Consider the following 23,519-nt stretch of genomic DNA (forward strand, 5'->3'; position numbering starts at 1 on the left):
GACGCCCGGTCCTTTTTGTGATGACCGGCGCCGACCACTGGACGCTGGCGGACGGCACCAAGCACCCGACCGGCTTCTGGGCCGAGGAGGCCGTCGCCCCGTACCAGGCGTTCACGGCCGCCGGCCACGAAATCGTCGTCGCCACGCCGGGCGGCGTCGTACCGCCCCTGGACCAGGGCAGCCTGGCGCCGCAGTTCAACGGCGGCGAGGAGGGGGCGAAGAAGATTGCAGAAACCCTGGCCTCGATGGGCGAGATGCAGCATGCCCTCAGGCTGGAGGACGTCGACCTCGACGATTATGCCGCCGTCTTCTATCCCGGTGGCCACGGCCCGATGGAGGACTTGGCGGTCAACGCCGACTCCGGACGCCTGCTCACCTCGGCGCTGAAGTCCGGCAAGCCGCTCGGCGTGGTCTGTCACGCCCCGGCTGCTCTGCTCGCCGCGGTCGAGCAGGACGGCACCAACTCCTTCGCCGGGTACAAGGTGGCCGCGTTCACCAATGCGGAGGAGGCCCAGTCGGGTCTTGCGGACAAGGCGAAGTGGCTGCTGCAGGATCGTCTGACCGAGGCGGGCGTGCAGGTCCAGGTGGGCGAGCCCTGGGTACCGAATGTCGTCGTGGACCGCAATCTGTTGACCGGCCAGAACCCCGCCTCCTCCGCCCCCTTGGCCGCGGAGCTGCTGAAAAAGCTGGCCTGAGACGCCCATCGCCGATCGGGCGGGTGCTGGACACCGCGTTCGCCGGCCGAACGCGGTACCTCACCCGTCGGAAGGGCGGAGATGAGGCGGCGTACTGGCGGACGAACCTGACTTTGCGACAACTGGCCTCGCTCTTCGTCTCGGAGGACGGATCCACTCCGACACGCTGGGTCCGTGGTGGTGACGCCTCCCTATGCATACAACGGCTCCACGGACGACATGGCCTTGGTGCACACCTGCCCTTTCGACTCGGCCAATGACGCACACGGTGCATACCTGGCGTGGGAGGGCACCGAGACGAGCAAGGAGCAGGATCCCAAGCCGCCGGTGGGTGACGAATGCACCTTCGTCATCAATCCCGGCGCCGGCGAGGACACCGTCTACGGGTTCACCCAGCTCGGGCAAGATCGACATCCGCGGAAGGATCGAAGGCGGCACCGGAGACGACCCCTCGGGCGCACGGGCGCATCAGGCGGGCGGCGGCGAAGCTGCGGCTCTGGGCTCCCTCCCAGACCGGCCAGGGCGATACGGCACCGCCAACCGGGCCGACAATGCCGGGCTGATGGCGCTCTTCCGCGCAATCGCCGATGCCGGATCAGCGGGCGGGCTTTGCCCAGGTCAACGAATACCGACGGAGCACATGTCGGCGGTAACGCATCCCAGGCAGGAGCCGTCGTGCCGCAGTCCGGACCTGCCCGTAACTCATGTGCGGGACAGCAACCGGCATGCCCTCCGGCCCCCGCGCGCGACGCAGTACCTTCATGACCCGTACGACCGGGGCAGCCGCGATCATCGCTGCCCACTCCGACAGGCTCGCCTCGCGGGCCAGACCGACGACCACCAGCGTGCCGCCGGGCCGCAGCAGCTCACGCATGCGGATGAGGGCCGCCTCGAAGTCCATGTGATGGATCGTGGTCACCGAACAGATGAAGTCGTAGCCCTCGGCAGGCAGGTCGGCAGTGAGGAAGTCAGCCTCGAAGAAGGTGACTTCCGGGAAGCCCGTAGCGAGCTCGCGTGCGCAGGCGATCATCTCCGGCGACTTGTCGATCCCGACGACGCACTTGACCCGCTCGGCAAGCTTCCGCGCCAGCAACCCGTCCCCGCAGCCGACGTCCAACGCCTCGCCGCAGCCCTCGGGCACGGCGCGCAGAATGCCGGGGTGTCGGGCAACGTTGGTGTTCCAGTACGGCCTCGGGTCGGCTGGGCGCATCGGACCATCGTAGGGGCATGGCCACGGCTTCCAAGTGCGCACCGGCGGACCCGTTGCGTACGGGGCCCGCTGCACCACGCCAGGCATGGGCCGGGTACAGGTGCCTGCCCGACACGCAACCACCGAACTGCGCCAATGGCGCCGCCTTGGGCACTTGCCCCATGCCGGCGGAGCGAGTGCACGACCGGACAACAGCACGCCCCCATGGGCCTACGCTCGCAGACTACGTAGTTCCACTGATGTGCCCGGAGACCACATCAAGCAGGATTGCGTCCGGCTCGGGGTGTGCCGCTTGCCCCTCCACCACAACGTACGGCTGCACATGCCGAAGAGGTTGTGGCCACGCTGCAGCGACCGCAAGGGCGGTCGCTGCAGCCTGAGCCGGGACAAGAACCAGTACAGGCGGCGCCGTTCGAGAACTCCCTGACAATTTCGTCATGCCCGACCCAGAGGGGTTACATGCGCGTCCGTGTCCTTGCACTCATCAGCGTCGCCGTCGCCGTGCTGCTCACCGGCTGCAGCTCGACCCCGGCCGAGGACCTCAAAAGCTGGTACACCTCAGGAGGCGAGGACGAGATCAAGGCTCTCAGCGACGACTCGTCGAAAATCAATGATCTGAGCATGGCGTCGAGCAGCGTTCTCGCTCCCGCCTGCCGGGAGCTGACGACCCACGTGGCCGCGGCCGAGAAGGACGACCCCATCCCGGACAAGGGCGCCCAGAGCTACTGGTCGAAGGCCCTCGCAAGCTTCAAGCGAGGGGCCTCGGACTGCACCGCCGGCGCGAACAAGCAGGATGATGTGCAGGCCTCTCAGGGCGTCCGGGAGATCCAGACCGAAGGCATCCCCGACCTCATGAGCACCACCTCGCTGATCAGGAGCGGCCTGGAGTCTAAGTAATGCGGACCTGTTCGACACCCGTCCGAGACCGGGCACCGTGCGACCGCCTCTCGGAGAGTCAGCGCGTCTTGAAGGGCTGCAAAGCCAGAACCTCATGAATGTCGAGGAATCGGCATCCGCCGGTCTCGCTGTGCACCGAAATACGGTTGGGACCGTAGTTGAAGTACTTCTCGTCCCGGGTTTCGATGTACGTCACGGACTGGAAACCGAAATAGAGCAGTTCACCCTCTGTTGTTGCGAATTCGCCGTTGCCGAAAAGCGTGACCTGGTCGCTCCACTCGCCGAACTTCTGGCGCAGAGCCACCGCCGCCAGCCGCTCCGCCTCGTGAACGGGTCCGTAGAAGTGGCGGGCCTGGGCCGCCGTCGGCGGAAACGCCGGGGCCCGGGCGACGGCGGTGGGGGTGCTCGTCGTCGTCCGGGCCGGCTTCCGCCGTCAGGCGGTGTGTCGGTGTGTCAGGAGACCTTGACCGCGCTCCAGGCCGCGGCCACGGTGGAGTACTCGGGGCTGGTGGCGCCGTAGAGGTCCTTCGCGGCGTTCAGAGTTGCGGTGCGGGCGCCCTTGTAGTCCGTGGTGGAGGTCATGTAGACGGTCAGCGCCCGGTACCAGATGGCGGAGGCCTTCTTGTTGCCGATGCCGGTGACGGTGGAGCCGTTGCAGGTGGGGCTGTTGTAGGAGACGCCGTTGATGGTCTTGGCGCCGCTGCCCTCGCTCGCAAGGTAGAACCAGTGGTTGCCGACGCCCGAGGAGTAGTGCACGTCGAGCCGGCCGACCGACTTCGACCAGCAGTCGGCGGAGCTGCCGTCCAGCGACGGCTTGTCGAAGCGGCGCAGCCACGGCGGGGTGGACTGGTCGCTGAAGAGGTAGTCGGGAGTGTCGACCGGGTTGTTGGCGTACCACTCGACCATGGTGCCGAGGATGTCGCTGGTGGCCTCGTTGAGGCCGCCGGACTCACCGCTGTAGCGCAGGTTGGCGGTGGCCGAGGTGACGCCGTGGGTCATCTCGTGGCCCATGGTGTCGAGGTCGACCTGCTCGGGGTCGGTGGTCCCGTTGCCGTCGCCGGTCATCATGCAGAAGCAGGCGTCCGACCACTGGGCGTTGTCCCAGTTGGTGCCGACGTGGACGAAGACGGTGGCGCCGCGGCCGTCGTTCTTGATGCCGTTGCGGCCGAAGGTCGACTTGTAGTAGTCGAACGTCTCCGCGGTGTTGGCGTGCGCGTCGACGGCTGCGGTGGCCCGGTCGGTGGAGAACTTCTTGCCGTCGCCCCAGACGTTGTCGGCGTCGGTGAACAGCGTGCCGGAGGAGCTCTTCAGGGACGAGGACGAGATGTTGTGCGCGTCCTTGGTGATGTGGCCGCGCACCGGGTCGATCAGGGCGAAGGTGCCGTCGGCCTGCTGGGTGGTGTCGAGGCTGATGTCACCGGTGTACTCGGAGTGGCCGGTGCCGGTCGCCTCGTGCTCGACGTCGTAGTTCTCGATCGCCGCGCCGGTGGTGGCGTCGGTGACGAAGACCTCGCCGTGCGGCTGGCCCTTGTCGCCCAGGCCCTGCACGGTGGTGCGCCAGGCCAGACGGGGGGTGCCGTCGGCGGCCCACACGATCAGCTCGGGGGTGGTCTTGGCGTTGCGCACCAGCCCGTGCGAACGCTTCAGGGCGCCGGCCGCGGTGCCCCTGGCGTCGACGGCGGGAGTGACGGACTTGAGCGCCACCTTGTGGGCCTTGGCGCGGGTGGATCCCTTGAGCGAGCCGTTGGCCTTCTGGTGGACGACGAAGTCGCCGCCGACGACCGGGAGGCCGTGGTAGGTCCGTTCGAAGCGGACGTGCTGCGTGCCGTCGGCGTCGATCACGACGTCCTTGACGTGGAGTCTCTGGCCCGCACCGAAACCGAAGGTGTCGGCGTGCCGGGTCACGTTCGCCTTGGCCTGGGATATCGCCGTGGCACGGACGGAGGTTCCGTCCTGCACTGCATGGGTCTGCGAGTGTGCAGGCACGGCCATCGCACCCGTGGTGATGACGCCGGCTGCGACCATCGCGGAAAGGGCAAGAAGAGGACGGGGCATGACGGGGTGATTCCTTCGCTCGTCGTGGGGTGACAACGTCCTCGGGCGTTCACTCGTCGTGGGGTGACGACGTCCTTGGACGTTGACGCGAAGTGTTCACCAGGTGACATGTTCCTGACGTGACTCCATCTGGGATATAACCGCGGAGCTATAGGGCACGGGGAAGGGGGGCCCGGCGGGTCACCTGCCCGCGCCGAGGGCGAACTCCTCGCCCTCGTCCTGCCACCAGGCCAGGTACTGCGGTCGCTGCCGCACCAGCGACAGATAGGCGGCCAGTACACGCTCGCACGCCGCGTCGGCGAGCTCGGACGGAACCGATTCCGTGTTCCAGGCCAGCAGCAGCCGCCGGTGGAACGGAACGTCCACGAGCGGCCGCTGCACGGTGCCCTGGGCGGAGACATCGGCGGTCGGCCATACACCGCAGACGGCACGCCGGCCGGCGACCAGCACCTGAGCCACGGACAGGTCCGGCGTCACATGGGCGATGCGCGGAGTGAATCCCGCCGACCGACAGGTGAGATGAAGGTACGCGTGCACACCGCTCTCGTCGGCCTCCGGCATGACCCACTCCTCGCCCGCCAGCTGATGGAGACCGACCGTCTCCTGGCGCGCCAGCGGGTGGTCCTCGGCGAGCAGGACGAAGACCGGCTCGCGGAGCAGTGTCCGCGTCGCCACCGATTCGCCCACGGGAAGAGGGAAACCCGGGAACTCGCCGAACACCGCGATGTCGCATTTCGACTGGCTCAGCGATTTGACCAAGGTGTGCACCGAGCGGCGGGCATCTATGGTGAGCCGGCGTTCCGGGACGAGTTCGAAGAGGGCGGAGACCAGCAGGGACACCAGGGGGCCGGCGGTTCCGCCCGCCCTCAGCGGCGCGGCGGCCTGCCTGTCCGCCTCCGCCGCCGAGCGCGCGTACTCGCGCAGCCGGTCGAAGCCGGCAACGAGGTCGCGGGCGCACCGCAGGACGTACTGACCGTTCTCGTTCGGCTTCACCCCGTCGGCACTGCGGATGAAGAGCGGGCCGCCCAGCTCGTGTTCGATTCGCTTCAGCTGAGCGCTCGTGGCCGGCTGGGAAAGCTGCAGCCGTGCGGCGGCCCTGCGGATGCTGCCGGCCTCGGCGACAGTGAGCAGGATACGGAGGTGCCGGAACTCGAGGTGCATGAACATTCCCCGCTCAGCGCGGAGGGGCCCATGCGCCCCCCGTGACCAGCAGAACCAGCTGCCCGACGGCATGGTGACCAAGAATCCGACGGACCCGTTGAAGCGGCAACCACGGGACGGTAAAACCTATGTGCGAACGCGACGGAGTTTCACGGTCACCACGGTGCCGGTCTGCACATATCGCCACGATTCGCTGGGCCGTCCTTGCCCGTGACAGGGCATCGGTCCGGCCGGGACCTGCACGTTCATGTCGGCCCCGCCCGGCGCGATTGCTGACGGCCGTCCGTCTCATCAACTCTGGTGTGTGCCGACCGTGCTGGTGCTTGCGGTAGTCGTACGCGCAGGGCGGTAGGGGCGGGCATGTCCAGCAGGGTGTCGATGGCCGCGCCCGTAAGTCGCCCAGGGGTCCATGGGGGATGAGGCCCAGGTCGGGACCGTACATGAGACTGGCCGCAGCGTCCCGTGCCCGGCCGTCGGCGGCTTTCGGCGCATGACTCCCTCCTTGTAGGGCACGAGTCGCTTGCCATCGCTGCGGCGTTGTGCTCACTGGTCTCCGGCGAGGCGCCGTTGTTCGAGGTAGATGCCGGTGAACACCGCGACTTTCGCGCGCAGGGCCCAGGGATCGAAGGGCTTGCCGATGTAGTCGACCGCGCCGGCGGCGTAACCGCGGGCGGAGTGTTCGGGGTCGGCGCCCATGGCGGTGAGGAAGATGATGGGGACGTCGTGGGTGCGAGGGCGTCGTTTGATGTGGGCGGCGGTCTCGTAACCATCCATGTCGGGCATCTGGACATCCATGATGATCACGGCGAAGTCGTCGTGGTCGAGGAGTGCTTTGAGGGCTTCGCGGCCGGAGGCGACGGCGACCAGCTCTTGGTCGAGGGTGGACAGGACGGCGGTCATGGCCATCAGGTTGTCCGGCTGATCATCGACGATGAGAACCTTGGGCATGGCCCGCGAGACCGTCGGGGTCACGGCGGCGACCGTCTGGACCTGTTCGACCGCCTCCAGCTGCCGTTCCAGCAGTGTGCAGCGCTGTTCTGCGTCGTCGCGCTGCTTTTGCGCTGCGTGGAGCTGGGCGGACAGGCGGGTGACTTCGTCCTGCAGCTGGTCGCGTTCGTGGAGCAGTTCGGTGACGTCCGGGTTGGCTGCGGCCAGGCGTTCGGCTCGTGCGCGTTCCGCGCTCCATTCGGCTTCCAGCTGGTTCAGACGCACTTCCAGGTCGGCGATGCGGTGTTTGCGGTCCAGCAGCGCGTCGCTCAGTGCGTCGCCGCGGGCGATGGAGCGGCGTGAGTCGCGGTCCGCTTCGGCAAGTTGCTGCTCGAGTACTTCGACCGCATGGCGAGGTGAGGTGCTGGTTTCGACGGCTGCGCGGTGAAGGCGGCGGACCAGTTCTATGGCGTCCGGGGTGGCGGCCATGCCGCGGTGCTCGGCGACGTCGGTGAACAGGTCCATCACCACTTCCCACGGGGGGACGCGGGTGCCGCTGAGGTAGCGGGAGAAGGTCCCGGCGTCACGCACGCGGCGGGCCGCGTAGCGGCGAACCGAGACTTCCAGGCCTTCGAACAGCTCCCGCAGCGCCGTGGCGAGCGCGCGGGACTCCGCTGTCAGGTCCTGGGCGAGAGGACGCAGCTCACCCACGCCTGCCACCGCCCTTCGCTTCCGCCCCGCGGACAGCCGGGCTGCCGTGGGTGGCGTCCGGGGCGATCGCCTGGTTGAACACCGGCACCGCCCCGCCCGCGGCAGTGAGCCCGGCGAGCACGCCGCCCGCAATCCCGTTTCCGGCCAGCACCGACAGCAGGCCGGCGCTCACACCGGCCAGCGCGGCCAGTAACAGCACCAGCGCCGCCCTCACCGACACAAGCGAGCGATCCATCGGACCTTCCCTTCCTCACCCCGCCGGACACCGGCCGGGACGGCGCGCCCCGGATGGGCCCGCCTGACGACGAGCCACACAATGGCGACAGGTGAATCCGTTGCGCCGGGCAATCCACAAACCGGCAACACCCCAGGCCCGTTGCCGCCTCGCCCGCCGGCACGCAACACTCCCGATCCGCAGGTCAGTACTGGTGCACCGTGAGGTGTTGCGGCAACACCCGCATCAGTCACGGAGGCGGTGCCGGCGCCCCCTGCACGCGACCGCCGCTGAGACGTCTCGGGAACGGTTCGGAGTGGTGAGAGGACGGGGAGCACGTCCAGGGCGTGGAGTGCGCCCCGGCGGCGCCCGCTCGTGGCCCCCGTCAGTCGCGTCCGGCAGATGCGGAGAGCAACTGCCAGGGCGCACGTAAAAACGTTCATTCGTGCATGCGCACACCCGAATAGCAAAACAATGCCGCGCCACTGCAACCAAAACGAGAGCGGGCGCACAACCCAAGGGATACGAATTTTGTAGATTATCCGAAATCCACCAGTGCTCTTGCCTTGGACTCACGCTCTGCAGCTAGCTATGTGCTGCGTCCACTTCCTGGCCCGGGCTCCCGACGAGCCTTGGCCGTAGGTCAGGGGAAGTGGTCGGAAACCCGCATGTGAGGAGTGGTCATGAAGAAGGCCTATGAGGCACCGACGCTCGTCCGGCTCGGTACGTTCCGCAAGGAGACGGGGCTCCTGCAGCGCCACGGCAACGACCGACTGATCCTGAGCAAGAACTGACGACCGACGGTCACTGACCGACGTCATGACTGAGCTGCACGAGAGTGCGGGGACGGGCCCCGGCGACGCGCACTTCGCGGTCTTCACGGACCGTGCGGACGCGGCCGCCGTGGCCCGCTCCTTCACCCGCCCCGGAACCCGGACCCTCGCGCATGCGTCGGGCCGGCCCTGGCTGGTCGGCCACTGGCACGACGACGAGGTCCTCACGGCCGACGCCGGCGGCGCCCGCGTCGCCGTCGTCGGCTGCTGCCCCGTCGATGCCGACGAACTGCGTCGCCGGACGGCACGATTGCGTGATCTCGCGGAGCTCGACGCACTGGCCCGCTCCCTCCCCGGCAGCTTCCACCTCGTCGCCGTCCTCGACGGGCAGGTCAGGCTGCAGGGCACCGCCTCCGGACTACGACTCGTCTTCCACACGGAGATCGACGGTGTGCGGGTGGCCGCGACCCGAGCCGACACGCTCGCCGCCGTCCGGGGCCTCGACCCCGACGTGGAGGAACTGGCCGTCAGGCTGCTGTGGCCCGCCCCGTATCCGCTGTCCGAGACGTCGATGTGGCGTGAGGTCACCGCCGTTGCTCCGCAGGACGCAGTGGTCGTCGCCGCGGACGGGCGCACCGTACGGCACACCCGGTGGTGGGCGCCGCCGGAGCCGGTCCGGCCGCTTGCCGAAGCAGCGCCCCTGATCCGCAAGGCGCTGGAGGAGGCCGTCGGCGCGCGTACCCGTCAGGGCGGCGTGGTGAGCTGCGACCTGTCCGGCGGCCTGGACTCGACGTCCGTCTGCTTCCTGGCCGACCGCTCCCCGGCCCGCGTGGTGGCCAGTACATGGCCGGGGCGCGATCCGGCAGACACCGATCTGTCCTGGGCCGAGCGGGCGATGGGGTACCTCCCGGACGTCGAGCACATGGTCTGGGACGCGGACGCCTCCCCACTCGTCTACGAGGACCTGCTAGGTATCGACGACCTCCTCGACGAGCCCACCATCGGCGTCATGGACCGCTCCCGGGTCCTTCACCACCTGCCCGTCCTCGCCGCACGCGGCAGCCGGTTGCACCTGACCGGCATCGGTGGCGACCACGTGGCATGGTGCTCCGAGGCGTACTACCACCGACTGCTGCGCACCCGTCCGCTGTTCGCTCTGCGGCAGTTGCGCGGGTTCCGGGCGCTGTGGCAGTGGCCGCTCGGCGGCACGGTCCGCGCTCTCGCCGACCCCCGGCCGTACGGGAAGTGGCTCGCCGACGCCGCCGGGGACCTGCGTGGCCCGCTGCCCCCGTCCGTCGCCACGGGTCTCGGCTGGGGCATGGCCCCGCGCCTGTTCGACTGGGTGACTCCCGAGGCCGAGCACATGGCGCGCCGGGCACTGGCCGCCGCCGCGGCGACGGTCTCGCCACTGCATCCGGACCGTGGACTCCACGCCGACCTGGAGCAGATCCGCTCGTGCACCCGTGTCATCCGGCAGTGGGACCGGATGGCGGCCCGCGCCGGCCTGCCGATGGCCTCCCCCTTCCTCGACGACCGCGTCATCGAGGCGTGTCTCGCCGTACGTCCGAGCGAGCGCGTCACGCCCTGGCGGTACAAGCCCGTCCTGAGCGCCGCGATGCGCGGGATCGTACCCGACGCCTGCCTGCGGCGGGCGAACAAGGCCACGGCCGCCATGGACGCCTCCAACGGGCTGCGCCAGCACCGCGCCGACCTGCTGGCCCTGTGGGAGGACTCACGGCTGGAGGAGCTGGGCCTGGTGGACGGCACCGAGCTGCGCCGCCTGGCCCGGCGGCCCGCATCCCCGGGGCTGTCCGACGCCATCCTGTACTCCACGATCGCCGCCGAGGTGTGGCTGCGGGGACTGGACCGCAACCACACCCGTGTCCCACAGCCCTGACCGCATCCCCACAGCAGAAAGGCTCTCCCATGCCCCTGCGGTTCGGAGACAACGTATCCACTGCCCAGACCGACTACGGCACGGTGCTCCTGGACGAACGGGCAGGCACCTACTGGGAGTTGAATCCGACCGCCACCCTGGTGGTGCGGACGCTGCTCGACGGCGGCGAGGAGGCGGACGCGGCCTCCGCCCTGGTCCAGGCATTCGACATCGACCAGGCGCAGGCCCTGCAGGACGTGCAGACGCTGGTACGGCAGCTGCGCAGCTCGGGGCTCGCCTCATGGCGACGCCCAGCGCGCTGGAGCGGCCCACCGGTGTGCCCTTGGCCCGGCGCCTGGCCGCCCACCTCGTCCTGGTACCCGCCATCGCCGTGGCCCTGTTGCCGCCCCACCGCATCCGCACCGTACTCGGCATCCTGCGGCGCGGCGCCGCGCCCGCCACCACTGCGCAGGCCCAGAACGCGCGCGATGCCATGTGCGCCGCCAGCCTGCGCTGCGCCGGACCGAAAGGGTGTCTGCCGCGCTCCCTGGGGGCCGCACTGCTGTGCCGGCTCGGCGGAACCTGGCCGACCTGGTGCACCGGTGTACGCGTCGTCCCGCCCTTCACCGCGCACGCCTGGATCGAGGCGGAAGGCCGCCCTGTCGGCGAGGGTTTGCCGGAGGGATACTTCGCCCGGCTGGTGACGGTCGCCCCGCCGGCACGGCCGACGGACCGATGACCGGCGCGACGGCTCCGCACGACGGCCGGAAATCGCTCGCCGAAGGTGACACCTCCGCCCGGGTGGCGGTGGCCACGATGTACCGGCTCACCGCCGGGCACCGCGGCGCCATCGCCGTCGCCACCGCGCTGACCCTCGTGGGCTCCGCCCTCGGACTGTCCCAGCCGCTCGTGGCCAAGCATGTCGTGGACGCGAGCGCCCGAGGGCAGTTCGTCTGGCCGCTGCTGGGACTCCTCGGCGCGCTGTTCGTCGTCGAGGCGGCGACGGGCGCCGCGGGGCGCTTCATTCTGGAGCGGATGGGCGAACGCGTCGTACGGCAACTCCGCCACGGACTGGTGGGACGACTGCTCCGGCTGGAGATGAGGGAGTACGACCGCCATCGCAACGGCGACCTCATCTCCCGGGTGACGGCCGACACCACCTTGCTGCGCGAGGTCGTGTCCCAGGCCCTGGTCGATCTGGTGACGGGCAGCCTTGTCGCCGCTGGAGCGATCGCCCTCATGGCCTGGCTCGACCCCCTGCTGCTGCTCCTGGTCGCCGTCACCGTGGCGGCGGCGGCCGTGGTCGTCGCCTCCCTGCTCACGGGTATCAGATGCGCGTCCGCACACATGCAGGACTCGGTCGGTGCCGTCGCCGCTGATCTGGAACGCGCCCTCGGTGCCCTGTCGATGGTCCGTGTGCACCGTGCCGAGCAGCGCGAGGCGGCCGGCATCGGCGCCCGCGTGGACGCTGCCTACGGCGCGGGGGTACGCACCGCGAAGCTCGCCTCCGTCATGAGCACCGCCGTCGAACTGGCCGTCCAGGGCTCCTTCCTCATCGTCCTGGTCGTCGGCGGCCTGCGCGTGAGCGGCCACGCCGGATCCCTCGGCGACCTCGTCGCCTTCCTGCTGTACGCCTCGTACCTCGTCCTGCCGCTGTCCTCCGTCTTCCGTGCCGTGGGTCAGATCCAACACGGCATGGGCGCCTACCAGCGCATCGACGAGGCGCTCCGGCTGCCGGTCGAACACACCGCGCCACGGCTCGCGGGAGACCGCGCACCCACACCGCGGCCGACCAGGCCGTCGTCCGTCACCCGCGAGCAGCCCGCCCTCGCCCTGCACGACGTCCACTTCGGCTACGACCCGCAGCGGCCAGTCCTCCGCGGCGTTTCGTTCGCCGTCCAGCATCGCCGGCACGTGGCTATGGTGGGCCGGTCCGGAGCCGGCAAGAGTACGGTGTTCGCCCTGGTGGCGAGGTTCTACGAGCCGGACTCCGGCACCGTGTTCTTCGACGGGCAGCCCGCGACCGAACTCTCCCGCGACGCATGCCGCCGAGGCATCGCCGTCGTCGACCAGAACGCCCACGTCGTCCACGGCACCTTGCGCGACAACATCACCTACGCCGTGCCGGACGCCACGGAAGCGGAGATCCGGCGCGTCGTCGAGCTGGCCCGACTCGAAGAAGTCGTCGACCGGCTGCCCGGAGGCCTGGCCGCTGTGATCGGCGAACGCGGCAGCACCCTCTCCGGCGGCGAACGTCAACGCGTCGCCCTCGCCCGCGCGTTGCTCGCCCGCCCCTCTCTGCTCCTGCTGGACGAGCCCACCTCCCACCTCGACGCGATCAATGAATCGGCGCTCACCACCGTCATGAAGGACGTCGCCCAGGAGTGCGCCCTGCTGGTCATCGCGCACCGTCTGTCCACCGTGCAGCACGCCGACCACATCGTGGTACTGCAGGACGGCCGTACCGCCGCCGGCGGACGCCACGAGGAGCTGCTGGCCGACAGCGCCCTCTACCGCGAGCTGGCTGCGAGCCAGATGCTGCGGCCTGGCGGGGAGCCCGGAAGTGGCGGCCGACGGCGGACCTACGGTTGAAGCGTGCCCCTCGCGGCTCGGCCGGCCGGGATCCCGACCATGCACGGGATATCGGCCGGGCGGTCGGCCATGACCCCGTTCCTGCTGCTCCACGGCGGCGCGGCGGCTGCACCGCCATGAGGCGGACAACCTGACGGGCCGAACGTGAACCGCGGCCCAAGAGCCGCGCTTCGCTCGTACGCGAGAGAGTGCGGGCCGCCCGGGGACCGGCTTGGTCTCCCCCTTTCGGTCGCCCACCACGCAGCCGCACCGAGGCGGTCAGCCCAAGATGCCCGGGTTTGACGGAGCGTAGTCAGCTCCAAATCGGCGCGGGAGAGGCGGGACCGGGGCGAGCCGGATCGCCTTCTCCATGGTCGAGGAGGCTGCTGTACCGGTTGTAGGGGCCACGGCCGCGAAGAAGGTGCCGCCCCACTCCCCGACGGGGATCACATCCCCCACCCACGCCTGCGCGCTCGCCGCCAAAGGCTGTCCGGCATCCAGTGCCGTACCTCTTGTCAACAACCATGTTTTCGCCATTACTTGGACCGCCCACGCCATGGATCCATGAAATGTTCAATCAAGGGAGTCCTGGTCCGGCAAAGAGATCTACCCGCATAGAGCGGTCCGGTGATGTCATGCCCATGACTGCCCGGAGGATGCCGGGCAACCACACCGGGAGACCCCCACATGTCCCGAATACCCCGCCCCCTCGTCACTTCCCTGTCCGCTCTCGCCCTCGCCGCCGCGGGCCTGAGCGTCACCACCGGCACCGCGCACGCGCAGTCCTGCAGCCAGGCCTACCTCCCTCTCCCCGACCCCGGTTGCCAGCCCGGCGACCTCAACCCGGACGTCACACAGGACACCATCGGCTCCACGATCTGCGTCTCCGGCTGGACCACCACCGTGCGTCCCTCCAGCTCCTACACCACGGCGCTGAAGAAGAAGCAAATAGTCGAGTACGGCTACGCGGACACCAACACCTCCGACTACGAAGAGGACCACTTCGTCCCCCTCGAACTCGGCGGCGCTCCCAAGAGCGAGCAGAACCTCTGGCCGGAGCCCCACTACGGCAACGAGACCTCCGCCGACAAGGACGTCGTCGAGAACAAGCTCAAGAAGGCCGTATGCGCCGGTGACGTGAGCCTCGCAGACGCCCAGAACGCAATCATCACGGACTGGACGACCGCGCTCTCCGGCCTGGGGCTGAGCTGAGCCGGGACAGCCTCGCCAGTGGGCGGCCCGCCTCGGCCGGGGTGGGCCGCTGCTGAAAGGGCTGGGGGCGCTGTATCTGCAGCAGTCCGTGTGTCTGCTGCCGGACGGCCTGCCGCGGCCGTCGCTCTGACAGAAGTGCGGGTGCGTGTCCGTGCGGACGGTGGGCGAATGTGCGTCGAGGCCCCTGGACTGCTTCGGCGGACAGCTGCCGACAGCGCCCGCGGACGCGTCAGAGGACGGGCGGCCGGTCTCCTGCTGATCGGGCTGGTGTGAGGGGTGAGCCGGTCGCGGCAGTAGCTCCCGTGGACCGGCTGAGCCGTCGGATTCGGCCTGTGCCCAAGGCGGAGACCGCAAGCGCGGAGGACACCGAGACGATGCCGCCCAGGGCCAGGGTGGAGCGGGCGCCGAGGGTGTCCGACAGCAGGCCGGCCAGCGGGGCGCCTACGGGGGTGCCGCCGAGGAGGACCAGGAAGTAGACGGACATGACGCGGCCTCGCAGGTGCGGGGCGGCACGAAGCTGCGTCAGTGCGTTGGCGGTGGTGGTCACGATCACCGCGGCGAAACCGGTGGGGATCAGCAGGGCCATGAACGTGCCGTAGCCCGGCATCAGGCCCAGCGCGGCTTCCAGTGCCCCGAAGACGACTGTGGTGGTGATCAGACGTCGGGCGCTGGGGGGCTTCCCGCAGTTCGCCCCGTAGATCGCGCCGATGAGACTGCCCGACGCGTATGCGGCGGAGAGGTAGCCGAAGGCGGCGGAGCCCGTGTGGAAGGCCGTGATGGCCACGAGCGAGATGGTCACTTGGAAGTTGAGGCCGAAGGTGCCGACGAAGGCGACGAGACTGATGGGCAGGAGTAGTTCCGGGGTACAGGCGATGTGGCGGAAGGCGTCGCGCAGTCGGGTACGACCGGGTCGGGGCCGGTCGTGGTTGCCTGGCTCGTCTGTCCGGACGGTGATCAGACCGTAGAGGACGGCCAGGTACGAGGCGGCGTTCACGAGGAACACCGGGCCCGCGCCGAAGGCGGCGACGGTCAGGCCGGCGAGAGCGGGGCCGACGGTGCGGGCGACGTTGAACTGCGCGGAGTTCAGGCTCACCGCGGTGGCCACGCGCTCGCGGGCGACCAGTTCGGAGATGTATGCGTTGCGCGCGGGACTGTCCACGGCGGTGGCCGTGCCGAGGGCGAAGGCCAGCACGTAGACGGACAGCAGGCTCACCGCCCCGGTGACGGTCAGCAGTCCGAGCAGGAGCGACTGCACTCCCATGGCTGTCTGGGTCAGGAGCAGAAGCCGCCGCTTGGGGTATCGGTCGGCGAGGACACCTCCGGCCAGCCCGAACAGGGTCTGGGGCAGGAACTGCAGTGCGGTCACGATGCCGACTGCACTGCCGCTGTTTCCGGTGATGTGGAGGACGAGCAGGTCCTGGGCGGCGCGCTGCATCCATGTGCCGACGTTGGAGACCAACTGCCCGAGCAGGTAGCGACGGAAGTTCCGGACGGTGAGTGCGGCCGTCACCGGCGTGCGGGAGTCGGCGCTCATGACATCTGAGGGGCGTACGTGCCCGGGACGGGCACCTCCGCATCGTCGACGTGATGGAAGGTCGGGTGGGGGTGCATGAGGAAGGCGTGGTGGGAGATGTTCCAGGCGTAGGCGCCGGCCATGGCGAAGGCGACCCGGTCGCCGACGCGCAGCCGCTCCACCATGACGCGGCATGCCAGGACGTCCTTGGGCGTGCACAGCTGTCCGACCAGCGTCACCGGCTCGTCACGGGCCTCCGGGCGGTCCCAGGGCCGGAGCCAGACGTCGTCGGGGATCACCTCGAAGGGCTGGTCGTGCTGTTTCGCGGCCGGGGTGCGCAGATGGTGAGTGCCTCCGCGCAGCACGGCGAACGCCTGCCCGCGACTGAACTTGATGTCCAGGACCTGGGTGACGTACCAGCCGCAGTACGCGGTCACCGAGCGGCCGGGTTCGATCCGCAGTGTGAGGCAAGGGTGACGGTCCAGGATCCGGCGCAGTCCTGCGCCGAAAGCGGACCAGTCGAACAGTCTTCGGGGATGGGCGTAGTCGACGCCCATCCCTCCTCCGACGTTGACCTCGGCCAGGTCGACTGCGCGTTCGTGAGCCCAGTCTTCGGCCCAGGTCAGGACCTTGTCGACAAGGGCCAGTCGGGCTTGGGCCTGAAGTCCGCTGGCCAGGTGGAGGTGCAGACCGCGCAGTCGGACGCGCGGGTCGCAGGCGATCAGCTCCAGACAGCGGTCCAGCTGCACGGGATCCATACCGAAGGGGCTGGGGTGCCCGCCCATGGCGAGAGCGACCTGGCCGACGTCCACGGGCAGATTGACGCGCAGCAGGACGTCGGCGGTCCGGTCGCCCAGCAGGGTGGTGAGGAGACGCAGTTCGTGTTCGCTCTCGATGTGCAGGCGCTCCACTCCGGCGTCCAGCGCACAGGTCAGCTCTGTCTGCGTCTTGCCGGGACCTCCGAAGGCGATCGGGGCATCGGGGGTGAGCGTGCCGATGTGGGTCAGTTCGCCGCCGGAGGCCACCTCGAACCCGTCGACGTGCCCGGCCAGGGTCTGCAGGATCCGGGGATCGGAATTGGCCTTGACCGCGTAGAGCAGCTCGACGCGTTCCGGCAGTGCGGCCCGGATGGCGCGCACGTGTTCGCGCAGGCCCGGAAGGTCGTATACATACGCGGGCAGGTCGTCGTCGGTCGTCCGGCCGACGTGGTCGAGCAGTGCGGGCCTCACCGGATCACCTCGTGGGGAAAGTCCGCGCCGAGCGGGCTGGGCAGGGGGACGTAGGTGGCATGCCGGTCTGCCTTGCGGGCCCAGCGCAGGAGGAGGTTGGCCTTGGCAGGCAGTGGTACTCCGGACAGCAGGGCGCGCAGGCGTGGCGGTTCGGTGGCGGTGCGGGCGTAGGCGTGGAGGTGGTCGCGGACCAGGCCCCAGAGGGCGGGTTCCAGGGTCGGGTCGAGGTCGGCCAGCGCACCGAGGACTTCGGCGGCGTGGTTGACCAGGAGGCAGTACGCGACCCGGTTCCAGCCGCTTTCGGGATCGTAGGTGAGGGCACCGCGGACGTCCTCGGGCAGTTCGGCGAGGGCGTGCCGGTGATGTCCGGGCAGGAGCTTGATGCCCTCCAGATCGCGGAAGAGCATCTGCGCCGGGGTGCCGTCGGCGTTCACACCGACGACGACGTTCTGCAGGTGGGGTTCCAGGACGACGCCGTGTTCGAAATAGGCAGCCAGCACCGGTGGCAGCAGCAGGCGCAGGTAGGCGTCCCACCATGCCAGGACGTCCCCGTCGCCGCGGGCGAGCAGGCAGGAGACGTGGGCCGTACCGGTCGGGTACTCGTCCGCCACCGCGGCGGCGAGCAGGGGTGTCACCCCGGGACGCAGGTGGTGGCGCAGGCCGGAGCGGACGATGACGCCGAGGCCCTCCAGGAGGTCGGTGTTGCCGACGGTGTCGACTGTGCGGTAGCCGGGCTCGGTCAGCAGCATGCGTCCCGGGAAGCGCCCGGCGAGATCGGCGATGAGGGGCTGGAGCAGCCGGTTGAGGGCGACGGCGCCGGACAGTTCGTAACTGGCGTGCTTGCGGACGCAGTTGGTGAGGCGGACGTTGAGGCTGAACTTCAGGAAGGTGTCGGTGTCGGGGTGGTACAGGGTGCGTACCGATGCGGTCGGCACCAGCTCCGGTCCGCTCATCCCGGTGTCGACGACATCGCCGGCGGCCATCGCCTCGCACAGCCGGTCGTGGCCCTGGAGCAGCCGGTACTGCCAGGGGTGGACCGGCAGTATCACGAATCCCGGATCCGTCGACGGACACAGTGCGTCCATCTCGCGCAGCTCGCCCTCCTCACGGACGAGATGGCGGCCCACGGCCAGGTAGCGCAGGCGGAAGCGTGCGCCGGTCTCCGGGCCGTACGCCAGCCAGTCCGCCGGGTCGCCGGTGCGGGCCTTGGGAGTGGGGTGGAAGCGATGGCCGAACACCAGGGACTGCTCCGACGCCACGTACGGGTCCGGGTGCGGCGTGGCGGCCGCCCGCTGTTCCAGCGCGGTGCGGATCGTCTCTCGGCTGTCTGCCACTTGGCTCAGGAACTCGTCGTTGGCGATGCCCGTACGCAGTTCCAGTTCGTCCTGGATGTAACCGGCCAGCTCCTTCCAGCCGACGGTCACCCAGGTGTTGGTGTCGAGCCGCTGCACCGCGCCCTGGAAGCGGTGCGCTCCGATCAGCGAGACCCGGCGCAGCCGGGAACGCAGCAGGAGGCCGCGGCGGGGCAGACGCAGCAGGAGGTGTTCGTCGTCGACGGTCACCTGATGCTCGGGGGCGGACACCTCGCGGATCAGGCAGTTGAGCAGTGTGTGGGCGGTGACGGTGTCGGCTGTCGGTACCGATGCGGTGGCGGCTGTGGTCGTGTGGGGGGCAGTGCCGGTGGTCATACGGTCGCTCCAGTGGGACAGCGGTCGGTGTCGGGTTTCAACGGCGCGGCGCCAGAGGGTTGGGAACAGGTGTCCACTGCGCCTTGGCCGGGTTCTCGGCCAGGCGCATGGCGATGGTCGCCTTCAGCGGCATCGTGTCGCCGAAGAACGCCGCCGCGTCCTCCTGGTCCGGCAGGCCGGCATACACCCGGCGGCCGACCTCGGCCACGGCGCCCCACAACGTTCGGGGGTCAACCGCATGTGTCCGGCTGAGGACGTCGACCAGCTCGCTGAAGACTCCGCTGATCAGGCCGCCGAAGAGTTTGGTGTGGAGTGCGTCCACGTCGTCGCCCGCTCGGGTACCGAGCAGCGGCGGCAGCGTGAAACCGCACCGCGCCAGGCGGCGTGGGCTCACTCGTACTCCGTCCAGATCCCGGTACAGCACCCGCACCGGACGGCCGTCTCGCAACACGACCAGGGTGTTCTGGCCGTGCGCCTCCAGTGCCACCCCCATGGACAGCAGGGTCAGTGCGGGCGGGAGAACGAGCTCGGCGAGGTCCGCCAGTCGGCGTACCGGGTCTCCCGACAGCATGGTGGCGCCTGTCGCATGGACGGCAGTGAGCGGAACCGCGATCTCCCCGGCGTCGAGGTGGCACTCGGTCGACTCCCGGATCATTGCTGCCAGGCTCGCGGACGGCCGCCCGTTCACGCGGACCGCGCCGCCGCCCAGCTCACGCAGGACACGAAGGCTGCCGCCGAACCCGGCTTTGTCGACGAGGGCCGAGACCAGGTCGGACAGAGGAGGCCCGTCGGCGACCTCGGCCGGGGAAATGGTGCGCCGGTAGTTGGTGACCTGCACGTCGAGTGCTGTCTTGATGTGACAGCCCGGCAGGTCGCCCAGCGGTGCCAGGGTGCGCAGCGACAGCAACGGTCGCGCCGGGATCGTCTCCTCCACGACGGCCAGGTCGGAGTGGTGCGCGAGCACGTGGTCGCGCTGCCAGGGATGCAGCGGCACCAGCACCGTGTCACCCTCGCGCAGCGCCTGCGGCCACGTGCCGGCGCTCTCCCAGCGAACGGCCGGGACAGGGAGCAGCGCCAACCGGACCACTGGGTGGTGCTCGGGAGCGTAGGCGAGCACGTCGGCGATCGACATGCCCGTACGCGTCCGGCAGCAGGGATGCTGCGGGTGACCGTCGACCACCGCCTGCTCGGCATCTGCAGAGTCCTTCGGCGGGACCCCTTCGCCGGCGTTCGCGGCTCGGGCCAGGGCCAGGTTGACAACGCTGTTGTCCAGCTCGGCCGCCAGTCGCTCCGCCGCTGGGGTACGCATCCCCAGCTGTGCGAGCAGCTCGGCCGGCCCGCTGATCGGCCCCTCGGGCCCGGACACGGCGAAGTCGTCGGGCACCTGGGCGAACGGCTGCGCACTGGGTCGGGCTGCCGAGAGTGAGCCGCCTCGTCGTAGATCGACCACCACGGTGTCGGATTCCCGGCGGTGCCCGGTCACGCCGGGCAGGGGTTCTCGTACGAAGGCACCCCACAGCCGGCCCAGCACGGTGGCACGCGCTCCCGGGAGAGCGGTCGTGAAGGGCTCCACCAGGTCCGGGCGCGTGAGGCGTAGTTCATCGATGGGCATGGGGCATCCCAGGTGCTTGTGGGGGTGCTTGTCGCGCGGTGCCCCAGTGGCACCGGCCGTGCGATCGACGCTACGGGACGACGATCAAGGGGATTGCCAGAGCAAATACAGGGGGGATCCCGGACTCCTCCGATGAAGCGTTTTTCCTTCCTCACCGCCAGCCGGTTCCGCCGCTGACGCTTCATCCCATGCGGCCTGACCCTGGTTCAGTTCCCGCCTGCTGCCTGGACGGTTGGACACCGGCCTTCGAGGGCTTGGCTCTCGCCTTGCTCCACGCTGTCGATGTCCTGGATGTCGTCATCGTGCCGCGCTTCCGCGGTTACGCCGTCCGTGGAGGATCACCACCTCGGGGGAGCTTCCGGCGTTTGCGCCACACGCTCCGGCCGGCGTCTGTGAGCCTTTCGGCATGCGTGTCTTGCTGATCGAGGACGACGACCGGGTGGCCGGACCGTTGATGGAGGGGCTGCGCCGTTTCGGGTTCACCGTGGAACACGCCCGGAAGGGTGCCGACGGCCTCGCCGCACCGGAGGCGGCGATGGTGTTGCTGGACCTGGGGCTGCCCGACATGGACGGCATCGACGTCTGCCGTGCACTCCGATCCCGCTCGTCGGTGCCGATCATCATGATCACTGCCAGAGACGACGAGGTCGACCGGGTGCTCGGTCTCGAGTTGGGCGCGGACGACTACGTCTCGAAGCCATTCGGCGTGCGTGAGCTTGTCGCCCGGATCCGAGCCGTCACCCGCCGCGCCCGCCCCGCAGTGCCGGACAACCTCCGTGCGGAATCGGAGCCCTCGGACGAGCCGGCACAGCCCGGGTCGCCCCACGTCCAGCGGATCGGCCCGCTGACCATCGACCGTCGGACCCGGCAGGTACACCTGCACCAGGCACACATCGCCCTTGCACCCAAGGAGTTCGACCTTCTCACCTGTCTTGCGGAAGACCCCGGTGCCGTCTGCTCCCGCCGTCAGATTCTCGACACGGCATGGGAACCGAACTTCTTCGGGCCCACCAAGACCCTTGACGTCCACATCGCCGCGCTGCGCCGCAAACTCGGTGACTCCTCCTGGATCGAGAACATCCGCGGCGTCGGCTTCCGCCTGGTCCCCCCGGCACACGTCGACCCCGCGTCCGCCGCGGTGCCGGCGCGCGGCGGGGGTCCCCGGTGACGCGTCGCCTCCTGCTCAGCCATCTGAGCCTCATGCTGCTCGTCCTGCTCGCGCTCGAAGTGCCGTTCGGCATCTTCTACGCCCGCAGCGAGCTGTCCAGCTTCTCCCATGCGGCACAGCAGGGGGCGATGACACTCGCCGAGGTCTGCGAAGACAAGATGGAGCACGGACTGGTGACCGACCTCCCGGAACTCGCTCGCGCGTACGGGCGGCGAACCGGCAGCCGCGTGCTCGTCGCCGGCCACCAGGGCATCGTCCTCACCGATACCTCTGTCCGTGCGCTGGTGGGCAAGGACCTGTCCGCCGAGCCGGACATCTCCACCGCACTGCGCGATCATCCCGCCGTCGGCACCCGCAGTGACCCGTCCACAGGCGGCGAAGTCCTCTTCGTCACTGTTCCGGGCGGCTCCAACGCCACCGTCGCCTGTGTCGTGCGGACCGTCTATCCGCTCGGGCCGCTCAAGGAGAAGGTCCACGCCACCTGGCTGGCTCTCGCCGTCGCCGGGGTGGACGTGCTGGCCGCCGTGGCCCTGATCGGCTTCGTGCTCGCCCGCTCGATCACCCGCCCCGTTCAGGCCCTGGAACGCGCCACCGCACAACTCGCCGAAGGCCGGATCACCGATCCACCAACCACCGATCACGGGCCGCCGGAACTTCGTCGCCTTGCCGCCTCGTTCACGAGGACCGCGACCCGGCTTCAGCACCTGCTCCAGGCTCAGCAGGCGTTCGCCTCCGAGGCGTCCCACCAGCTGAAGACCCCCCTGACCTCGCTGCGCCTGCGCCTGGAGAACTTCGAGCCGCACCTCGCCTCCTGCGCCCAGGACAGCCTCGACAAAGCACTCGGGGAGCTGGAGCGGCTCAGTCGTATGGTGCAAGGGCTGCTCGCCCTCGCGAGACTGGAGAATTCCGCGATCAGGCCGGAGGCGGTCGATCTCCATGCCGTAGTCGCCGATCGTGCGGCCATCTGGACGGCCTTCGCCGACGAACAACACGTCGACATCACCGTCTCCGGAGGCACCACCGTTCAGGTCTGGGCCGTGCCGGGCGCACTGGAACAGATCATCGACAACCTGCTCTCCAACGCGCTGCGCGTCTCCCCGCCAAAGACCGCCATCACGCTGACAACCCTCACCGTCCCAGCGGACGGCGGCCGCACCCCGCACTTGGCCGAGCTGCATGTGATCGACCAAGGACCCGGCATGGCCGAGGCCGAACGGCTGAGAGCCTTCGACCGGTTCTGGCGGGCCTCTGATGCCGACCACGACGGCACGGGACTCGGCCTGCCGATGGTCCGGCAACTCACCCGCGCCAGCGGCGGTGAGGTCGGCCTGGAGGCAGCCCCCGGCGGTGGGCTGGACGCCGTGGTCCGCCTCCGGTGCACCGAGAGCCACACGCACCGGGATCGCCCGGGCACCTCCACGGACGCCGGCTCTGCAGGTCGGGCCGTGGGCCCGCGTTCAACGGCCCGGGCAAGCCGGGGCGGTTGAACCCGGCGCGGTGAGAGCCACGTGCGCCGACGTCCGAGCGGTGCTGGGCAGTCCCGCGAGGCGGCGCACGACGTTCAGGGCGTCGGGCATATGCCGCTCATCGGACTCACTCCCGCGTGCTGCTGCTTGCTCCCGTGGGCTTCACGCCTCAGAAGCCAGGTTGTCCGCAGCGCGACGCCCAGGTCCCTCGGGGGTCAGCGCCCGCTCGGTCGGCGACGGCCTGGGCGGAGCCCGGCTCGCGTCCCGTCCGGCGCTGCGCGGCGGACAGGAACGGCATGACCACGAGGGACAGGGCGGCCAGCACCATGCCGGGAGTCGAGTGTTGCGCCGCACCAGTGCCGGTCAGAGCGCGCACGGAGTCGATGGTGACGTAGACGGCGAGAGCGAAGATCGAGATCGCGATGATGCGCAACGCGGTCTCCTCGCGCGCCTCGCGGACCGTGTGGTCGGCGTAGCGCACACGACGGGCTTCGGGGCGGCGCCGACGATGCCGCAGTCGCGCAGGGCCGGCCAAAATCGG

General features: G+C 69.7%; 19 protein-coding genes and 2 pseudogenes. 10 read left to right on the forward strand and 11 right to left on the reverse strand.

Going from position 1 to position 23,519, the window contains the following annotated elements:
* Nucleotides 1–695 (forward strand): type 1 glutamine amidotransferase domain-containing protein (locus AB0H32_RS31065; protein WP_361127264.1); only part of this gene is annotated, 695 nt, incomplete at its 5' end.
* Nucleotides 696–1,290: 595 nt separating this feature from the next.
* On the opposite strand, the gene AB0H32_RS31070 is transcribed toward AB0H32_RS31065, so the two are convergent.
* Nucleotides 1,291–1,905, reverse strand: a complete 615-nt coding sequence (locus AB0H32_RS31070; RefSeq protein WP_361127267.1) for a class I SAM-dependent methyltransferase — start codon at nt 1,903–1,905, stop codon at nt 1,291–1,293.
* 459 nt (nt 1,906–2,364) lie between these two features.
* On the opposite strand from AB0H32_RS31070, the gene AB0H32_RS31075 reads away from it, so the two are divergent.
* Nucleotides 2,365–2,802, forward strand: coding sequence for a hypothetical protein (locus tag AB0H32_RS31075; RefSeq protein WP_361127270.1), 438 nt, complete (start codon nt 2,365–2,367; stop codon nt 2,800–2,802).
* Between the two features lie 58 nt (nt 2,803–2,860).
* Here AB0H32_RS31075 and AB0H32_RS31080 read toward each other — a convergent pair whose 3' ends face one another.
* From AB0H32_RS31080 to AB0H32_RS31100, 5 genes are all read right to left on the reverse strand, one after another.
* Nucleotides 2,861–3,106, reverse strand: a complete 246-nt coding sequence (locus AB0H32_RS31080; protein ID WP_361127273.1) for a hypothetical protein — start codon at nt 3,104–3,106, stop codon at nt 2,861–2,863.
* 149 nt (nt 3,107–3,255) lie between these two features.
* Nucleotides 3,256–4,857, reverse strand: a complete 1,602-nt coding sequence (locus tag AB0H32_RS31085) for a M4 family metallopeptidase (protein WP_361127276.1) — start codon at nt 4,855–4,857, stop codon at nt 3,256–3,258.
* A gap of 180 nt (nt 4,858–5,037) precedes the next feature.
* The gene (locus tag AB0H32_RS31090; RefSeq protein WP_361127279.1) at nt 5,038–6,018 is read right to left on the reverse strand and encodes a LysR family transcriptional regulator; all 981 of its coding nucleotides are present in this window, start codon (nt 6,016–6,018) and stop codon (nt 5,038–5,040) included.
* Between the two features lie 543 nt (nt 6,019–6,561).
* Nucleotides 6,562–7,656: a response regulator gene (locus AB0H32_RS31095; protein ID WP_361127281.1), complete on the reverse strand. Its 1,095-nt coding sequence runs from the start codon at nt 7,654–7,656 to the stop codon at nt 6,562–6,564.
* Entirely contained in the window at nt 7,649–7,891 is a 243-nt protein-coding gene (locus AB0H32_RS31100) for a hypothetical protein (RefSeq protein ID WP_361127284.1), read from the reverse strand. Before AB0H32_RS31100 ends, AB0H32_RS31095 begins: the two co-directional genes overlap by 8 nt.
* A gap of 662 nt (nt 7,892–8,553) precedes the next feature.
* Here AB0H32_RS31100 and AB0H32_RS31105 point away from each other — a divergent pair.
* The 6 genes and pseudogenes from AB0H32_RS31105 to AB0H32_RS31130 all read left to right on the forward strand — a co-directional run bounded on the left by AB0H32_RS31105 (nt 8,554) and on the right by AB0H32_RS31130 (nt 14,302).
* The gene (locus AB0H32_RS31105; RefSeq protein ID WP_107407388.1) at nt 8,554–8,664 is read left to right on the forward strand and encodes a keywimysin-related RiPP; all 111 of its coding nucleotides are present in this window, start codon (nt 8,554–8,556) and stop codon (nt 8,662–8,664) included.
* A 25-nt stretch (nt 8,665–8,689) separates the two neighbouring features.
* Nucleotides 8,690–10,540 carry a lasso peptide isopeptide bond-forming cyclase gene (locus AB0H32_RS31110; protein WP_361127288.1) on the forward strand — a complete coding sequence of 617 codons (1,851 nt, stop codon included), beginning with the start codon at nt 8,690–8,692 and terminating at the stop codon, nt 10,538–10,540.
* Nucleotides 10,541–10,569: 29 nt separating this feature from the next.
* A pseudogene (locus AB0H32_RS31115) lies at nt 10,570–10,806 on the forward strand (lasso peptide biosynthesis PqqD family chaperone); the annotation flags it as partial.
* Nucleotides 10,807–10,820: 14 nt separating this feature from the next.
* Nucleotides 10,821–11,258: a lasso peptide biosynthesis B2 protein gene (locus tag AB0H32_RS31120; RefSeq protein WP_361127291.1), complete on the forward strand. Its 438-nt coding sequence runs from the start codon at nt 10,821–10,823 to the stop codon at nt 11,256–11,258.
* Complete coding sequence (locus AB0H32_RS31125; protein WP_361127294.1) at nt 11,255–13,111, forward strand: ABC transporter ATP-binding protein; 1,857 nt, start codon at nt 11,255–11,257, stop codon at nt 13,109–13,111. The genes AB0H32_RS31120 and AB0H32_RS31125 overlap by 4 nt, the downstream gene beginning before the upstream one ends.
* A gap of 666 nt (nt 13,112–13,777) precedes the next feature.
* Nucleotides 13,778–14,302, forward strand: a complete 525-nt coding sequence (locus AB0H32_RS31130; protein ID WP_361127297.1) for a hypothetical protein — start codon at nt 13,778–13,780, stop codon at nt 14,300–14,302.
* Between the two features lie 229 nt (nt 14,303–14,531).
* On the opposite strand, the gene AB0H32_RS31135 is transcribed toward AB0H32_RS31130, so the two are convergent.
* The 4 genes from AB0H32_RS31135 to AB0H32_RS31150 are packed head-to-tail and all read right to left on the reverse strand — an operon-like array spanning nt 14,532 to nt 20,344.
* A complete protein-coding gene (locus AB0H32_RS31135; protein ID WP_361127300.1) occupies nt 14,532–15,836 on the reverse strand; it encodes an MFS transporter in 1,305 nt (434 codons plus the stop codon).
* Nucleotides 15,833–17,044 carry a type III PLP-dependent enzyme gene (locus AB0H32_RS31140; protein ID WP_361127303.1) on the reverse strand — a complete coding sequence of 404 codons (1,212 nt, stop codon included), beginning with the start codon at nt 17,042–17,044 and terminating at the stop codon, nt 15,833–15,835. The genes AB0H32_RS31135 and AB0H32_RS31140 overlap by 4 nt, the downstream gene beginning before the upstream one ends.
* Nucleotides 17,041–18,732, reverse strand: a complete 1,692-nt coding sequence (locus tag AB0H32_RS31145) for an IucA/IucC family protein (protein ID WP_361127306.1) — start codon at nt 18,730–18,732, stop codon at nt 17,041–17,043. Before AB0H32_RS31145 ends, AB0H32_RS31140 begins: the two co-directional genes overlap by 4 nt.
* Before the next feature lie 37 nt (nt 18,733–18,769).
* Nucleotides 18,770–20,344 carry an IucA/IucC family protein gene (locus AB0H32_RS31150; RefSeq protein WP_361127309.1) on the reverse strand — a complete coding sequence of 525 codons (1,575 nt, stop codon included), beginning with the start codon at nt 20,342–20,344 and terminating at the stop codon, nt 18,770–18,772.
* Nucleotides 20,345–20,750: 406 nt separating this feature from the next.
* On the opposite strand from AB0H32_RS31150, the gene AB0H32_RS31155 reads away from it, so the two are divergent.
* Entirely contained in the window at nt 20,751–21,512 is a 762-nt protein-coding gene (locus tag AB0H32_RS31155) for a response regulator transcription factor (protein WP_361127312.1), read from the forward strand.
* Entirely contained in the window at nt 21,509–22,999 is a 1,491-nt protein-coding gene (locus AB0H32_RS31160) for a HAMP domain-containing sensor histidine kinase (protein ID WP_361127315.1), read from the forward strand. The genes AB0H32_RS31155 and AB0H32_RS31160 overlap by 4 nt, the downstream gene beginning before the upstream one ends.
* A gap of 208 nt (nt 23,000–23,207) precedes the next feature.
* Here the strand turns inward: AB0H32_RS31160 and AB0H32_RS31165 are convergent.
* Nucleotides 23,208–23,447, reverse strand: a pseudogene (locus AB0H32_RS31165) (cation transporter); the annotation flags it as partial.
* Nucleotides 23,448–23,519: the final 72 nt, after the last annotated feature.

It is taken from the genome of Streptomyces sp. NPDC020362 (genome assembly GCF_040642095.1).
In the GTDB taxonomy this organism is placed as follows: domain Bacteria; phylum Actinomycetota; class Actinomycetes; order Streptomycetales; family Streptomycetaceae; genus Streptomyces.

What these genes read in the sequence shown, in the direction of transcription:
- AB0H32_RS31130 (WP_361127297.1), top strand. Translation starts at nt 13,778, where the DNA reads ATGTCCCGAATACCCCGCCCCCTCGTCACTTCCCTGTCCGCTCTCGCC.
- AB0H32_RS31155 (WP_361127312.1), top strand. Translation starts at nt 20,751, where the DNA reads ATGCGTGTCTTGCTGATCGAGGACGACGACCGGGTGGCCGGACCGTTG.
- AB0H32_RS31110 (WP_361127288.1), top strand. Translation starts at nt 8,690, where the DNA reads ATGACTGAGCTGCACGAGAGTGCGGGGACGGGCCCCGGCGACGCGCAC.
- AB0H32_RS31105 (WP_107407388.1), top strand. Translation starts at nt 8,554, where the DNA reads ATGAAGAAGGCCTATGAGGCACCGACGCTCGTCCGGCTCGGTACGTTC.
- AB0H32_RS31100 (WP_361127284.1), bottom strand. Translation starts at nt 7,891, where the DNA reads ATGGATCGCTCGCTTGTGTCGGTGAGGGCGGCGCTGGTGCTGTTACTG.
- AB0H32_RS31070 (WP_361127267.1), bottom strand. Translation starts at nt 1,905, where the DNA reads ATGCGCCCAGCCGACCCGAGGCCGTACTGGAACACCAACGTTGCCCGA.
- AB0H32_RS31075 (WP_361127270.1), top strand. Translation starts at nt 2,365, where the DNA reads ATGCGCGTCCGTGTCCTTGCACTCATCAGCGTCGCCGTCGCCGTGCTG.
- AB0H32_RS31150 (WP_361127309.1), bottom strand. Translation starts at nt 20,344, where the DNA reads ATGCCCATCGATGAACTACGCCTCACGCGCCCGGACCTGGTGGAGCCC.
- AB0H32_RS31145 (WP_361127306.1), bottom strand. Translation starts at nt 18,732, where the DNA reads ATGACCACCGGCACTGCCCCCCACACGACCACAGCCGCCACCGCATCG.
- AB0H32_RS31135 (WP_361127300.1), bottom strand. Translation starts at nt 15,836, where the DNA reads ATGAGCGCCGACTCCCGCACGCCGGTGACGGCCGCACTCACCGTCCGG.
- AB0H32_RS31085 (WP_361127276.1), bottom strand. Translation starts at nt 4,857, where the DNA reads ATGCCCCGTCCTCTTCTTGCCCTTTCCGCGATGGTCGCAGCCGGCGTC.
- AB0H32_RS31120 (WP_361127291.1), top strand. Translation starts at nt 10,821, where the DNA reads ATGGCGACGCCCAGCGCGCTGGAGCGGCCCACCGGTGTGCCCTTGGCC.
- AB0H32_RS31125 (WP_361127294.1), top strand. Translation starts at nt 11,255, where the DNA reads ATGACCGGCGCGACGGCTCCGCACGACGGCCGGAAATCGCTCGCCGAA.
- AB0H32_RS31090 (WP_361127279.1), bottom strand. Translation starts at nt 6,018, where the DNA reads ATGCACCTCGAGTTCCGGCACCTCCGTATCCTGCTCACTGTCGCCGAG.